Source organism: Streptomyces sp. NRRL B-1140 (assembly GCF_001280065.1).
GTDB lineage: Bacteria > Actinomycetota > Actinomycetes > Streptomycetales > Streptomycetaceae > Streptomyces.
In genome coordinates this window covers 111,090-125,054 of sequence record NZ_LGEA01000098.1, presented here as the reverse complement: position 1 = coordinate 125,054, position 13,965 = coordinate 111,090, and the positions used below count along the sequence as shown (strand labels likewise).

At 72.7% G+C, this 13,965-nt stretch carries 11 protein-coding genes; 9 read left to right on the top strand and 2 right to left on the bottom strand.

The window, feature by feature from the left end; translation table 11 throughout:
• The first annotated feature begins 109 nt into the window (after positions 1-109).
• Entirely contained in the window at positions 110-784 is a 675-nt protein-coding gene (locus ADK65_RS18930; protein WP_053671477.1) for a formylglycine-generating enzyme family protein, read from the top strand.
• Positions 785-844: 60 nt separating this feature from the next.
• Here ADK65_RS18930 and serC read toward each other — a convergent pair whose 3' ends face one another.
• Together serC and ADK65_RS18920 are read right to left on the bottom strand one after the other, a co-directional pair.
• A complete protein-coding gene (serC, locus tag ADK65_RS18925) occupies positions 845-1,963 on the bottom strand; it encodes a phosphoserine transaminase (protein ID WP_053671476.1) in 1,119 nt (372 codons plus the stop codon).
• A 72-nt stretch (positions 1,964-2,035) separates the two neighbouring features.
• Complete coding sequence (locus ADK65_RS18920; RefSeq protein ID WP_053671475.1) at positions 2,036-3,385, bottom strand: hypothetical protein; 1,350 nt, start codon at positions 3,383-3,385, stop codon at positions 2,036-2,038.
• Between the two features lie 208 nt (positions 3,386-3,593).
• On the opposite strand from ADK65_RS18920, the gene ADK65_RS18915 reads away from it, so the two are divergent.
• The 8 genes from ADK65_RS18915 (at position 3,594) to ADK65_RS18880 (ending at position 13,942) form a co-directional block, all read left to right on the top strand.
• Entirely contained in the window at positions 3,594-4,613 is a 1,020-nt protein-coding gene (locus ADK65_RS18915; protein ID WP_053671485.1) for a LacI family DNA-binding transcriptional regulator, read from the top strand.
• Between the two features lie 92 nt (positions 4,614-4,705).
• Positions 4,706-6,049: an ABC transporter substrate-binding protein gene (locus tag ADK65_RS18910; RefSeq protein ID WP_053671474.1), complete on the top strand. Its 1,344-nt coding sequence runs from the start codon at positions 4,706-4,708 to the stop codon at positions 6,047-6,049.
• Between the two features lie 93 nt (positions 6,050-6,142).
• Complete coding sequence (locus ADK65_RS18905; RefSeq protein WP_053671473.1) at positions 6,143-7,135, top strand: carbohydrate ABC transporter permease; 993 nt, start codon at positions 6,143-6,145, stop codon at positions 7,133-7,135.
• 7 nt (positions 7,136-7,142) lie between these two features.
• Positions 7,143-7,985 carry a carbohydrate ABC transporter permease gene (locus tag ADK65_RS18900; protein ID WP_053671472.1) on the top strand — a complete coding sequence of 281 codons (843 nt, stop codon included), beginning with the start codon at positions 7,143-7,145 and terminating at the stop codon, positions 7,983-7,985.
• A gap of 23 nt (positions 7,986-8,008) precedes the next feature.
• Positions 8,009-10,894, top strand: a complete 2,886-nt coding sequence (locus ADK65_RS18895) for an FAD-binding and (Fe-S)-binding domain-containing protein (RefSeq protein ID WP_053671471.1) — start codon at positions 8,009-8,011, stop codon at positions 10,892-10,894.
• A gap of 120 nt (positions 10,895-11,014) precedes the next feature.
• Positions 11,015-12,151, top strand: a complete 1,137-nt coding sequence (locus ADK65_RS18890; protein ID WP_053671470.1) for a lipid II:glycine glycyltransferase FemX — start codon at positions 11,015-11,017, stop codon at positions 12,149-12,151.
• Between the two features lie 163 nt (positions 12,152-12,314).
• Positions 12,315-13,271: an EamA family transporter gene (locus ADK65_RS18885; protein WP_053671469.1), complete on the top strand. Its 957-nt coding sequence runs from the start codon at positions 12,315-12,317 to the stop codon at positions 13,269-13,271.
• 68 nt (positions 13,272-13,339) lie between these two features.
• On the top strand, positions 13,340-13,942 hold the full coding sequence (locus ADK65_RS18880; RefSeq protein ID WP_053671468.1) for a DinB family protein: 603 nt from the start codon (positions 13,340-13,342) through the stop codon (positions 13,940-13,942).
• Positions 13,943-13,965 lie beyond the last annotated feature (23 nt).

Here is a 13,965-nt window from a genome sequence, read left to right as displayed (position 1 = left end):
CGTGTGCGGTGCAGCTTAGACACCTCCACCACACCGGAGGTCTTCGCCGTGATCAAGACCCCGGCCCTGTCAACAACGCTCGTGATCAATACACCTAGGGTGTCCGGTCATGGGGGAGCGCGTGCACAACGAGATGGTGGCCGTCCCGGCGGGGCGCGTCACGCTGTCCGACCGGCGGACCGAGCGCAGTTGGGCGGTGGAGGTCGCGTCGTTCCGGATGTCGGCGTTCCCGGTCACGCAGGCCTGGTACGCCGAGGTCACCGGCGAGCGCCCGAGCACCGCCCGGGGTGACCGGCTGCCCGTCGAGGGCGTGTCCTGGTGGGACGCGCTCCGGTTCTGCGACGCCCTGTCCGTGCGCGAGGGCCTGACCCCCGCGTACGACGCGCGGCCCGGGGACGGGGAGGCCGGCTGGGACACCACCGCCGACGGATACCGGCTGCCGACCGAGGCGGAGTGGGAGCACGCCTGCCGCGCCGGGACCACCGGCCCCCGCTACGGACCGCTCGACGAGATCGCCTGGTACCGGGGCAACTCGGCGGAGACCGTCCGTCCCGTGGGCGGCAGACAGCCCAACGCCTGGGGCCTGTACGACATGCTGGGCAACACCTGGGACTGGTGCTGGGACCTCTACGACGCCGAGGTCTACGGCACCTACCGGGTGCTGCGCGGCGGCGGCTGGTCCGACGAGCACTGGAGCTGCCGCGCCTCCGTACGCCGCCGGAGCCATCCGACGTTCCGGATCGACGACGTGGGGTTCCGGGTGGCGCGCTCGGTGCCGGCCTGAGCACGGGAGAGGGCGCCCCGCACCGGCGGGGCGCCCTCGGCACTCACCTGCGTGAGCAGGTCAGAGCTTCTCGATCACGTAGTCGACGCACTTCGTGAGCGCCTCGATGTCCGCCGGGTCGATCGCCGGGAACATCGCGACGCGCAGCTGGTTGCGGCCGAGCTTGCGGTAGGGCTCGGTGTCGACGATGCCGTTGGCGCGCAGCACCTTGGCGACGGCGGCCGCGTCGACCTCGTCCGTGAAGTCGATCGTGCCGATGACCTGCGAGCGCTTGGCGGGGTCGGTGACGAACGGGTTGGCGTACTTGATGTCCTCGGCCCAGCCGTAGAGGGTGCGGGCGGAGGTGGCGGTGCGCCGGACCGACCAGTCCAGGCCGCCCTGGCTGTTGATCCACTCCAGCTGCTGGTTCAGCAGGAAGAGGGTGGCCAGCGCCGGGGTGTTGTACGTCTGGTTCTTGCGGGAGTTGTCGATCGCCGTCGGGAGCGAGAAGAACTCCGGGACGTGGCGGCCGGAGGCGTGGACCCGCTCGGCGCGCTCGATCGCGGCCGGGGAGAAGACGCCGATCCACAGGCCGCCGTCGGAGGCGAAGGACTTCTGCGGGGCGAAGTAGTAGACGTCCGTCTCGGCGATGTCGACCGGCAGGCCGCCCGCGCCGGAGGTGGCGTCCACCAGGACCAGCGCGCCCTCGTCGGCACCGGCCACGCGCTTGATCGGCATGGCGACACCGGTCGAGGTCTCGTTGTGGGTGAACGCGTAGACGTCCACGCCGGCCTCGGCGACCGCCTCGGGGTGGGTGCCCGGGTCGGAGGAGATGACGTCCGGCTCGGCCAGCCAGGGCGCGAGCTTGGCGGCCTTGGCGAACTTGGAGGAGAACTCGCCGAAGGTCAGGTGCTGGGACCTGTTCTCGATCAGGCCGTGCGTCGCGATGTCCCAGAACGCGGTCGAGCCGCCGTTGCCGAGGACCACCTCGTAGCCGTCGGGGAGCTGGAACAGCTCGCTGATGCCCTCGCGCACCTGGCCGACCAGGTTCTTGACGGGGGCCTGACGGTGGGAGGTGCCGAGCAGGGACGTGCCGGTGGCGGCCAGGGCGTCCAGCGCCTCCACCCGCACCTTGGAGGGGCCAGCGCCGAATCGACCGTCGGCGGGCTTGATGTCAGCAGGAATCTGGATCTCAGCCACGAAGGGGAGCGTAGCCGTTTCCAGAAACGTGGGCGAAACGTCGTCCGTCGGGTGAGACGGGGCGTGGACGGGTCAGTGCGGCTGCGGGCCGGGCCAGACGGCCGAGGCGTCGTCGCGGTGCGGGTCCGGCAGCAGGAGGGGGCGGACGGCGACGGGCCGGACCCCGCCCTCGGTGGTGGCCGTCCAGGGGGCGGGGCGGCCGGAGTAGCAGAGGGTGGTGAGGACGAAGACGCCGTCGGCGTAGACCTCGACGTACTCGCCGACGGTGAGGATGCGCAGTGCGGCGGCGGGTTCCGTCAGGAGGGTCTCGCCGAGCAGGTCGTCGTCCGGGCCGGTGACCCACAGGTTCTTGCCGTCGCAGCCGACCGTGAGCGCGGGCCGGTCCCCGTCGGAGACATGCGTGCGCAGGGTGATCTCGGTGCGGCCGCCGAGTCCGACGTCACCGACCGCGTGCAGCGGGGCGTCGTACGTCTCCTCGCCGAGCCAGGGGTCCAGGCCCGGCCACCATTCCAGGCGGGGCGCGGAATCCTCGGGCACCACGAGGGATTTGGGCTGGGTGAGCATGCCGCGGCAGCGCTCGCCGGTGTCGCTGAGGCCGACGCGGCGCGGGGTGGTGTGCAGCACGACCCGGGAGCCGTCGGGGGCGGCCACCACGCGCGGGGCGTACGCGCCGGTCGGGCCGAGCGGGCCGCGGCGGGTCCACGGGCCGCGCAGGCGCGGGGCGGTCCACGCCTCGAAGCCCCGGGTGGCGCCGATCGAGCCGAGCAGCAGCCAGCCGCCGTCGTCGAGGCGTTCGAGGACCGGGCACTCGAACTCGTCGACGTCGCCGGGGGAGAGCAGCGGCGGCTGAACGGTCCAGTGCTCCAGGTCGTCGGAGGTCGCCCAGGCGACGCACCCGCCGGCCTCGACGGGCAGGGAGGCGTCGGCGGCGCAGAGCACCATCACCCAGCCGTCGGACTCGTCGTCGCGTACGACGAAGGGGTCGCGCCAGCCCATGCGCTCGGTCGTGCGGTACCAGCGCCCGTCCGCCTCGACGACCGGCCCCGTGCCGTGGCGGCGCCAGCCGGTGCCGTCGGTGCGCTCGGAGCGGGCCAGGCCGATCGACTGCAGGGGCCAGCCGCCCGCGGTGAGCCCGGAGACGGCGGTGTAGAACATCGCCGTGCCGGACCCGTGCGGGAAGGCGTGCATGGTCCACACCGCCTGCTGGTCGAAGCGGCCGGGCAGGCCGTTGCCGAAGGCGGTGCCCTGCGGCTCCCAGCGGACCAGGTCGGTGGAGGTGGCCCGGCCGTAGGAGGTCTCCATGCGCAGGTGGTCGAACTCGGCCGTCCACGGGCCCTGGAGGTGCAGCGCGGTGTAGGTGCCGTCCGCGTGGCGCAGGAGGTCGAAGTCGTTCACGCAGAGGCCGGGAGGCGCATATCGCATGGACTGGTCCTGTCTGCCGTCAGCGGCACTCAAACGTGTGCGCTGTGATCTTGCTGGGGGGATCTCTTCTGGGAGTCAGCCGAAGTAAAACTGAACGCAAACGCTTGCGCAACCAGGTGAGCGGGTTTACGGTCTCGTCACTCCCCCCTCACGCCGACGTGTTCCAGGAACCCGGGCAGGCGGCGTGCACCCGATCAAGGAGCGTCCCGTGACGGTCAGCATCACCGATGTCGCCGAGGCCACCGGGGTCTCGGCGTCCACCGTGTCCCGCGCCCTGCGCGGCCGTCCGGGAGTGTCGGAGCAGATGCGGGCCCGGATCGTCGCGGCCGCCGCCGACCTCGGCTACACCGCCTCGCGCTCGGCCTCCAGCCTGGCCAGCGGGCGCACCTACACCATCGGCGTGGTCGTGCCCTACGTCGGCCGCTGGTTCTTCGGCACGGTGCTGGACGCCGCCGAGAAGGTCTTCAGCACCGCCGGTTACGACGTCCTGCTGTACAACCTCGGCTCACCGGAGGCGCGCAAGCGTTTCTTCACCAAGCTGCCGATCCGCAAGCGGGTCGACGCCGTGCTGTCCCTGCTGATCCCGGACCTGGAGGAGGCCGCCGCCCTGCGCTCCCTCGGCGTGCCGCTGGCGACCACCGTCGGCGGCGCCCGGCCCGGGTTCACGGTGGTCGGCATCGACGACCGGGGCGGGGCGGAGAGCGCCGTACGGCACCTGGTGAACCTCGGGCACCGGCGGATCGGGATGATCTCCGGCGCCAGCGAGCCGCTGCACTGGACCACGCCCCTCGACCGCCGGCAGGGCTACCTGGACGTGCTGGCCGACGCCGGGATCGAGCACGATCGCGCCCTGGAGGCGGACGGCGGTTACACGGTCGAGGGCGGCGAGCGGGCCATGACCGAGCTGCTGGCGCTGCGTCACCCGCCGACCGCGGTGTTCGCCCAGTCCGACGAGATGGCGATGGGCGCGCTGCGCGCCCTGCGCCGGCACCGGCTGAGGGTTCCGGAGGACGTGTCCGTGGTCGGCTTCGACGATCACGAGCTGTCCGAGGTGGTCGGGCTGACCACGGTGGCCCAGCCGGTCGCGGCCCAGGGCCGGGAGGCGGCCCGGCTGCTGCTGACGCGGCTGGACGGACCGGACGCCGGATCGCCGCGGCCCGTCGAGATGCCCATCCGCCTGATCCTCCGCGAGACCACCGCTCCGCCGCACAGCCGCCTGCAGTCGTAGGCCCGCTCCCGCGACCGTCCCCACCGGGGAGGCCATTGCCGCCCCGGCCCCCCGTCCCCGCTCCCACCGCACACCCGCTCGGAGGCACCACCATGATCACCGGCCACGGAAAACTCCGCCGTACGGGCCTCACGGCCCTCGCCCTGCTGCCCCTGGCCGCGCTGGCCGCCTGCGGCGGCGGGAGCGGCGGCGGTGACACCTCCGCCGAGGAGGGCAGCGGCAAGGGCACCATCAGCGTCTGGGCGCACCAGGGCCAGGCGAGCGAGGCGAAGGCGCTGCAGAACGCGGTGAAGTCCTTCAACTCCTCGCAGAGCGCCGTCAAGGCCGAGCTGAAGCTCATACCGGAGAAGGACTACACCAAGACCATCACCGCCACGGACGCCTCCGAACTGCCGGACGTGCTGGAGTTCGACGGCCCGACGATGGCCAACTTCGTCTACAACAGCAAGCTCGCCCCGGTCGACGGCCACGTCTCCGCCAAGACCCTCGCCAACGCCACCGACGCGATCAAGGCGCAGGGCGAGATCGACGGCAAGCACTACGGCCTCGGCATGTTCGACGCCGGGCTCGGCATGTACGCCAACAAGAAACTGCTGGACACGGCCGGCGTGAAGTACCCGACCAGCCCGGACGACGCCTGGACGGCCGAGGAGTTCGGCAAGGCCCTCGCGGCGCTCAAGGGCAAGGACTCCGACGGCAAGGTCCTGGACATATCGGAGCAGTACGGCCTGGCCTCCGAGTGGGGCACCTTCGGCTTCTCCCCGATCGTCTGGTCGGCCGGCGGCGGCCTGCTGAAGGACGGCAAGGCCGAGGGCGCCCTGGACAGCCCGAAGGTCGTCTCCGCGATGAAGACCTTCCAGTCCTGGAAGCCCTACGTCGACCCCAACACCGACGGCAACGCCTTCGCCAAGGGCAAGGTGGCGCTGAGCTGGGTCGGCCACTGGAACTACCCCGCCTACAGCGAGGCCCTCGGTGACGACCTCGCGGTCCTGCCGCTGCCGGACTTCGGCAACGGGCCCAAGACCGGGCAGGGTTCCTGGGCCTGGGGCATCGGCGCCAAGAGCAAGAACGGCAAGGCCGCCGGCACCTTCCTGGACTACCTGCTCAACGACACCAACGTCGGCGCGATGACGAAGGCCAACGGCGCGGTGCCCGCCACCAAGTCCGCCCTCGCCAAGAGCGAGCTGTACAAGAAGGGCGGCCCGCTCCAGCTCTTCGCCGACCAGCTCGCCAAGCCCTGCGGCGACAGCGACATCACGTCCTCCTGTATCGCCGTCACCCGCCCGGTGACCGCCGGATACCCCACCGTCACCGCCAAGTTCAACACGGCCCTCAACTCGATCTACGGCGGCGCCGACCCCCAGGAAGCCCTGCGGAAGGCCGCCCGCGCCATCGACCGGGACTTCACCGACAACGCCGGCTACGAGATCCCGTAACCCGCAGGACGCATCGGCCCGGGCGGCCGCCGTCGACGTGGTGACACCGCCACGTACCGACCGCGCCCGCCCCGCCGGGAAGAGGACCCTCCCGTGAAAACCGTGGAACCCGCGCACGCCGCGGCCCGAGACCGGGCGCAGGCCGTCTCGTCCGCACCCGCCGCCAAGCCCCCGCGCCCCGCGCGCGGCAACCGGGACCGCCTGCACGGGCTGCTGATGGCCGCCCCGGCCGTCGGCGGGCTGATCGCCTTCGTCGGCATCCCGTTCGGCTACGCCGTGGTGCTCTCCTTCTACAACGTCCGCCTCGGATCGCCGCTGGAGCCCACCTTCTTCGGCGTGGAGCACTACCGGCGGCTGTTCACCGACCCCGACCTGTCCGGCCCGTTCCTGCGGGCGCTGCTGAACAACCTGACCTTCGCCGCCGTCGTCGTACCGCTCCAGACCGGTCTGGCGCTGGCGCTGGCGATCCTGCTCAACCGCAAGCTGAAGGCCATCGGTCTGTTCCGGTCCTTCTTCTTCATGCCGGTCGTCTTCCCGATGGCGCTGGTCGCCGTGATCTGGCGGCTGATCCTCGCCCGCAGCGAGCAGGGCATGCTCAACTCCGTGCTGGACGTGGTCACGTTCGGCAACTGGGGCGCCTTCGACTGGCTCGGTGACGGCCTCACCGCCATGGGCTCGATCATCGTGCTGTCGGTGTGGCAGGGCGTCGGCTTCCAGATGGTCATCCTGCTGGCCGGCCTCCAGCAGATCCCGGGCGAGCTCTACGAGGCCTCCGAGCTGGACCGGGCCTCACGCTGGCAGCAGTTCCGGCACGTCACCCTGCCCGGCATCCGCGGCACCCTGGTGTTCGTCGCGATGCTGACCTCGGTGCTGTCCTTCCGGGTCTTCGACCAGGTGTACATCCTCATCCGCGGCGGCGGCCTGGACGAGGACGCCACCCGCACGGTCATGTACCAGGCCGTCACCACCGCCTTCGACCAGAACGACATCGGCCAGGCCTCGGCCGTCACGGTGGTGTTCTTCCTGATCGTCGTCGCCCTGACCATCGTCCAGCGCCGCGTCGTCCGGCCCGACAACGAGGACTGACCCACCCATGGCCATGACCCGTACGCCCGTGCGCCGCGTCCTCGACTACACCGTCCTGGGTGTCCTGGCGTTCGTCTTCGCCCTGCCCGCGCTCTACCTCTTCCTCGGCAGCCTCAAGCCCTCGGACGAGGTCCTGAACGGCCTGTCCGGCTTCCTGCCCACCCACCTCTCCTTCGACAACTACACGGCCGTCCTCGACAGCCTGAACTCGGACAGCACCGGCTACTTCTGGCAGTTCATGGGCGTGTCGGTGCTGCTGTCGTTCGTGGTGGTGACGGGCGGGCTGATCGTCAACTCGATGGCGGCCTACGGGCTGACGCGGCTGAAGTGGCGGGGGCAGAACGCGGTGTTCACCCTCGTCCTGCTGCTGATGCTGATCCCGTTCGAGTCGGTGGCGGTGCCGCTGTTCTACATGTTCAACGGCCAGCGCAACACCCTGTTCATCCAGGCGCTGCCGTTCGTCGCCAACGCCTTCGCGATCTACCAGTTCCACACGTTCTTCAAGAAGATCCCGCCGAGCATCGAGGAGGCGGCCCGGCTGGACGGCGCGGGACCCTGGCGCACCTTCTTCGCGATCATCGTGCCGATGTCCAGGCCGGTGTTCGCCTCGGTCGCGATCCTCACCTTCCTCATCCAGTGGGGCTCCTTCCTGTGGCCGGTGCTGATGGTGTCCGACCCGTCGGTGCGCCCGCTGCCGCTGGAGATGAGCGTCTTCCAGGGCCAGCAGCCGCCGGACTGGGGCCAGATCCTCGCCTTCGGCGTGCTGCTGGTGCTGCCCGTGCTGATCGTCTTCGCGTTCTTCCAGCGCTGGTTCGTCGAGGGTGTGGCCAGCTCCGCCGTCAAGGGCTGAGGCCCCGGGGGCATGCTGGACGCATGACGGATCTCGAAGCGCGGCTGCGTGCCGTCGTCCGGGGCGAGGTCGGGTTCGACGTCACGTCCCGGGCCCTGACGACCATGGACGCGTCCAACTACCGTCGGGTCCCGGCGGGCGTGGTCGCGCCGCGCGACGCCGACGACGTGGCGGCGGTGCTCGCGGTGTGCCGGGAGCGGGGGGTGCCCGTGGTCGCCCGCGGCGGAGGCACCTCCATCGCCGGACAGGCCACCGGCACCGGTGTCGTCCTGGACTTCACCCGGCACATGAACCGGCTGCTGTCGCTCGATCCGGAGACCCGCACCGCCGTCGTCCAGCCCGGCCTCGTCCTCGACCGGCTCCAGGACGCCGCCGCCCCGCACGGCCTGCGGTTCGGCCCCGACCCCTCCACCCACAGCCGCTGCACGCTCGGCGGCATGATCGGCAACAACTCCTGCGGCTCGCACTCCGTGGCGTGGGGGACGACCGCGGACAGTGTGCGCGAGCTGGACGTCGTCACCGCGCGCGGCGAGCGTCTGCGGCTCGGGCGGGACTGGGCCGGGGCGCCGGACGGGCTGCGCGCCCTGGCCGAGGGGGAACTGGCCCGCCTGCGCACCGGCTTCCCCGACCTGCCCCGCCGCATCTCCGGGTACGCGCTGGACGCCCTGCTGCCCGAGCGCGGCGCCGACGTGGCCCGCTCCTTCTGCGGCTCCGAGGGCACACTCGGCGTGCTGACGGAGGCGGTCGTACGCCTGGTCGAGGCGCCACGCGCGCGTGCGCTGGCCGTGCTCGGCTACGCCGACGAGAGCGCGGCGGCGGAGGCGGCGGCCGGGCTGCTGCCGTTCCGCCCGCTGACGGTGGAGGGCATGGCGGCAGACCTGGTGCCGTCCCCGGAGGCGCTGCCGCGGGGCGGGGCCTGGCTGTTCGTGGAGACCGGCGGGGAATCGGCGGGCGAGGCACGCGCGCGAGCCGAGGCGATCGTGCGGGCCGCCGACGTCCTGGACGCGCTCGTGGTCACCGACCCGGCGGGGCAGCGCGCGCTGTGGCGGATCCGGGAGGACGCGAGCGGTACGGCGACCCGCATGCCGGACGGGACGGAGGCGTGGCCGGGCTGGGAGGACTGCGCGGTCCCGCCCGCCCGGCTCGGCGCGTACCTGCGGGACTTCCGGGCCCTGCTGGCGGCGCACGGGCTGCGCGGCACGCCCTACGGGCACTTCGGGGACGGCTGCATCCACGTCCGGATCGACTTCGACCTCCTCACCGGGGCCGGCGTCGCCCGCTTCCGCCGCTTCTCGGAGGAGCTCGCCGAGCTGGTGGTGGCGCACGGCGGATCGCTGTCCGGGGAGCACGGCGACGGGCAGGCGCGGGCGGAACTGCTGCCGAAGATGTACGGGGCCGAGATGGTCGGCCTGTTCGAGCGGGTCAAGGGCGTGTGGGACCCGGACGACCTGCTCAACCCCGGGATGCTCGTGCGCCCCGCGCCCCTCGACGCCGGCCTGCGCTTCTCGGTCCTGCCCCGCGAACCGGTCGACGTGGCCTTCGGCTACCCCGCCGACGGCGGCGACTTCCCGGCGGCGGTGCGGCGCTGCGTGGGCGTCGCCAAGTGCCGTACGACGTCGGTGTCCGGCTCGGGTGTCATGTGCCCGTCCTTCCGGGCGACGGGTGCGGAGGAGCACTCCACGCGTGGGCGGGCCCGGCTGCTGCACGAGATGCTCGCCGGTGAGGTGATCACGGACGGCTGGCGCTCCGAGGAGGTCCGGGACGCGCTGGACCTGTGCCTGTCCTGCAAGGGCTGCCGGTCGGACTGCCCGGTCGGGGTCGACATGGCCACGTACAAGGCGGAGTTCCTGCACCAGCACTACGCCGGGCGGCGCCGGCCCGCAGCCCACCAGTCGATGGGCCGGCTGCCGGTGTGGCTCCGGGCGGTGTCCCGCACCCGCACGGCATGGCTGGTCAACGCGCTGTCCGCGGTACGGCCCCTCGCCCGGGCGGCGAAGCGGCTGGGCGGGATCGCACCCGAGCGGGAGATCCCGAGGGTGGCGTCGCGGACGTTCAGCCGCTGGTGGGAGCGGCGGCGTGGGGAGGGGGCCGCTGTCCGCGGCGACCTCGTCGTGCTGTGGCCGGACACCTTCACCGAGCACCTCTCGCCCCACGTCGGGCAGGCCGCCGTACGGGTGCTGGAGGCGGCCGGGCTGCGGGTGGCGCTGCCGCCGACCGTGCGGCTGGCGCAACCGCCCGTGGGGGACGGCAGGACCGTCGCCCTCGATCCGCTGTCCCTGCTGCGCGGCCGGGGCCGGGTCTGCTGCGGGCTGACGTACGTGTCGACGGGCCAGCTCGACCGCGCCCGTGCCGTCATGCGCCGCACGCTGGACCTGATGGAACCGGTGCTGGAGACCGACGCGCCGGTCGTGGTCCTGGAGCCGAGCTGCGCCGCGGCCCTGCGCACCGATGTCCCCGAGCTGCTGCACGGCGACCCGCGTGCGGCCCGCCTCGCCGCGCAGGTCCTCACCTTCGCCGAGACGCTGGAGCGCCACGCCCCCGGCTGGTCGCCGCCGCGCGTGGACCGTCCGGTGACCGGGCAGACCCACTGCCACCAGCATGCGGTGCTCGGCGACGCCGCCGACCGCCGGCTGCGGGAGGCTGCCCGGCTCACCGGCGAACTGAGCGGCGGCTGCTGCGGCCTCGCGGGGAACTTCGGCTTCGAGAAGGGCCACTGGGAGGTGTCCACCGCCTGCGCGGAGGAACAGCTCCTGCCCTCGGTGCGGGACGCCCCGGACGGCACGGTGGTCCTGGCGGACGGTTTCTCCTGCCGCACCCAGCTGGAGCAGCTGGCGGGCGTGCGGGGCAGGCACCTGGCGGAGGTGCTGGCCGAGGCGCTGGACGAGGACCCCGGACGCGACGGCTCATGAGGCGTTCGGGCCACGGGCCGGCGGACCCGAGTGTCTGAACCGGGGGCGGGCCGACGCCGCTCCTAGGCTCGCGGGACCAGTCACCGCCCGTCCAGGGCCGTTGCTCGAAGGAGCCCGCGCATGAGCGTCCGCGTCCAGCCGATCACCCGCGACGAGCACCTCGCGTTCGTCACGGCCCGCCCCTCGGCCAGCCACACCCAGGTCCCGTCCTGGGGCGAGGTGAAGCCCGACTGGAAGGCGGAGAGCCTCGGCTGGTTCGACGACGAAGGGCAGCCCGTCGGCGCGGGACTGGTGCTGCTGCGCCCCCTGCCCGGGCCGCGGCTGCCCGGACTGCCGCGCTACTTCGCCTATCTGCCCGAGGGTCCGCTGCTCGACTGGCTCGAGCCCGGCCTCGACCGCCTGCTGGAGCCGATGCTCGCGCACTTGAGACGCCGGGGCGCCTTCGCGGTGCGCATGGGCCCCCCGGTCGTGGTGCGCCGCTGGAGCGCCGACGCGGTCAAGACGGCGATCGCGGACCCGGCCGCCCGGCGGCTGGGCGATGTGCGGGCGACGTCGTACGAACCGCGGGCCGGTCAGGTCGCGGACAGCCTGCGCCGGATGGGCTGGCGGCGGTCCGAGGTCTCCGGCGGGGACGGCTTCGCCGCGGGGCAGCCCCGCTACGTCTTCCAGGTGCCCTTCGCGGGCCGGTCGCTGGAGGACATCCACAACGGCCTGAACCAGCAGTGGCGCCGCAACATCAAGAAGGCGGAGAAGGCCGGCGTGAAGGTCGTGCGCGGCGACCTGGCGGACCTGCCGGCCTTCCACGAGCTGTACTGCGAGACCGCCGAACGGGACCGCTTCGTCCCGCGCCCCCTGCCGTACTTCCAGCGCATGTGGAGCGCGCTGACCGCCGAACACCCGGACCGCATGCGGCTCTACCTCGCCCACCACGACGGTGAGGTGCTCGCCGCGGCCACGATGCTGACCGTCGGCGACCACGTCTGGTACTCCTACGGCGCCTCCACCGGCCGCCGCCGTGAGGTGCAGGCGAGCAGCGCCGTGCAGTGGCGCATGATGACCGACGCGCACGAACGGGGCGCCGCCGTCTACGACCTGCGCGGCATCACCGACACCCTGGAGGAGTCCAGCCACCTGCTGGGCCTGCTCCGCTTCAAGGTGGGCACCGGAGGCGAGGCCGTGGAGTACCTCGGCGAATGGGACTACCCGCTCAACCGGCTGCTCCACAAGGCGTTCGACCTCTACCTCTCCCGGCGCTGACGTCTCATGCCACGAGACAGTGGCAAAAGGGCTTCACGCACCTGACCAAGTCCATTACCCTGGACTGTGCAGTGCATCGGGATGTACGTTGCGTAGGTCCGGGTGCACGCACCGCACACGCCGTCCGATCCCGGACACCGAACCCCGAGCCCAGGACCCGCCCGTGACCACGCCGGAGACCACCGCCACACCCCAGTCCACGACCGGCACCGCCGCACCCCCGGCCGGCCCGGGCCGGCTCGGCTCGCTCGGGCCCGTGGGCCTGGTGCTCGCCGGTGGCATCTCCGTGCAGTTCGGCGGCGCCCTGGCGGTGACGCTGATGCCCAGGGCGGGTGCCCTCGGGGTCGTGGCGCTGCGCCTGCTGGTCGCGGCCGTCGTGCTGCTCCTGGTCTGCCGTCCTCGGCTGCGCGGCCACTCGCGCACCGACTGGGGCACGGTGGTCGTCTTCGGCGTCACCATGGCCGCGATGAACGGCCTCTTCTACCAGGCCGTCGCGCGCATCCCGCTGGGCCCCGCGGTCACGCTGGAGGTCCTCGGCCCGCTCGCCCTCTCCGTGTTCGCCTCCCGCCGCGCGATCAACGTCCTCTGGGCCGCCCTCGCCCTCGCCGGGGTCTTCCTCCTCGGCGGCGGAGGCTTCAGCGGTCTCGACCCCACGGGTGCGGCCTTCGCCCTGGGGGCCGGCGCCATGTGGGCGGCCTACATCGTCTTCAGCGCCCGCACGGGCCGCCGCTTCCCGCAGGCAGACGGGCTGGCCCTCGCGATGGCGGTCGGGGCGGTGCTGTTCCTGCCCCTGGGCATCGCCGAGTCGGGCACGAAGCTGCTCGACCCGGTCACACTGGGCCTGGGCGCGGCGGTGGCCCTGCTCTCCTCCGTCCTGCCCTACACCCTCGAACTCCTCGCCCTGCGCCGCTTGCCCGCCTCCACCTTCGCGATTCTGATGAGCCTCGAACCGGCCATCGCCGCGACGGCCGGCTTCCTCATCCTCGACCAGGCCCTCAGCGCCGCCGAGGCCGCCGCGATCGCCCTCGTCGTCGCGGCGAGCATGGGGGCGGTGCGCACCCAGGTGGGTCCGGGGCGGAAGAGGAAGGCGGCGCTGGAGAGCACGGGGCTGGAGGGGTAGACCCGAGGCCAGGGGCGGTCCCGTCGCGGTCCGGTCCCGTTGTCGGTGGCCGGTGCCAGACTGCCCGCATGACCGCACCCGACCCCAAGGCCGACCTCCTGCGCTGTCTCCAGGACGCTCGTGACGCCCTGCTGTGGAAGCTCGACGGGCTCTCGGAGTACGACATCCGCCGCCCCCTGACACCGACCGGCACCAATCTGCTCGGGCTGGTCAAGCACACCGCCGGGGTGGAGCTGGGGTACTTCGGGGACACGTTCGGCCGGCCGTTCTTCGCCGGGGACCCACCGCCCTGGTGGTACACGCGGGACGCCGAACCCAACGCCGACATGTGGGCCACGCCGGACGAGTCCCGCGAGGACATCACCGGCCTGTACCGCCGGGCGTGGCGGCACGCGGACGGCACCATCGGGGCGCTGCCGCTGGACGCCACCGGGCGCGTCCCCTGGTGGCCCGAGGAGCGGCGGGAGGCCACACTGCACCACCTCCTGGTGCGCGTGATCGCCGACACCAGCCGTCACGCCGGCCACGCCGACATCGTGCGCGAACTCATCGACGGATCGGTCGGACTGACGCCGGGCAAGGACAGCATGCCGCCGGGGGACCGTGCCATGTGGGAGGCCCATCGGCACCGGCTGGAGGAGGTGGCGAGGGCGGCGGACCGGGGCGCCTGAATCTCCGCGCGGCGGGCGGGGCC

Coding starts and splice junctions, on each gene's coding strand:
- ADK65_RS18930 (WP_053671477.1), top strand. CDS start 110: ATGGGGGAGCGCGTGCACAACGAGATGGTGGCCGTCCCGGCGGGGCGC.
- ADK65_RS18920 (WP_053671475.1), bottom strand. CDS start 3,385: ATGCGATATGCGCCTCCCGGCCTCTGCGTGAACGACTTCGACCTCCTG.
- ADK65_RS18910 (WP_053671474.1), top strand. CDS start 4,706: ATGATCACCGGCCACGGAAAACTCCGCCGTACGGGCCTCACGGCCCTC.
- ADK65_RS18900 (WP_053671472.1), top strand. CDS start 7,143: ATGGCCATGACCCGTACGCCCGTGCGCCGCGTCCTCGACTACACCGTC.
- ADK65_RS18895 (WP_053671471.1), top strand. CDS start 8,009: ATGACGGATCTCGAAGCGCGGCTGCGTGCCGTCGTCCGGGGCGAGGTC.
- ADK65_RS18890 (WP_053671470.1), top strand. CDS start 11,015: ATGAGCGTCCGCGTCCAGCCGATCACCCGCGACGAGCACCTCGCGTTC.
- ADK65_RS18880 (WP_053671468.1), top strand. CDS start 13,340: ATGACCGCACCCGACCCCAAGGCCGACCTCCTGCGCTGTCTCCAGGAC.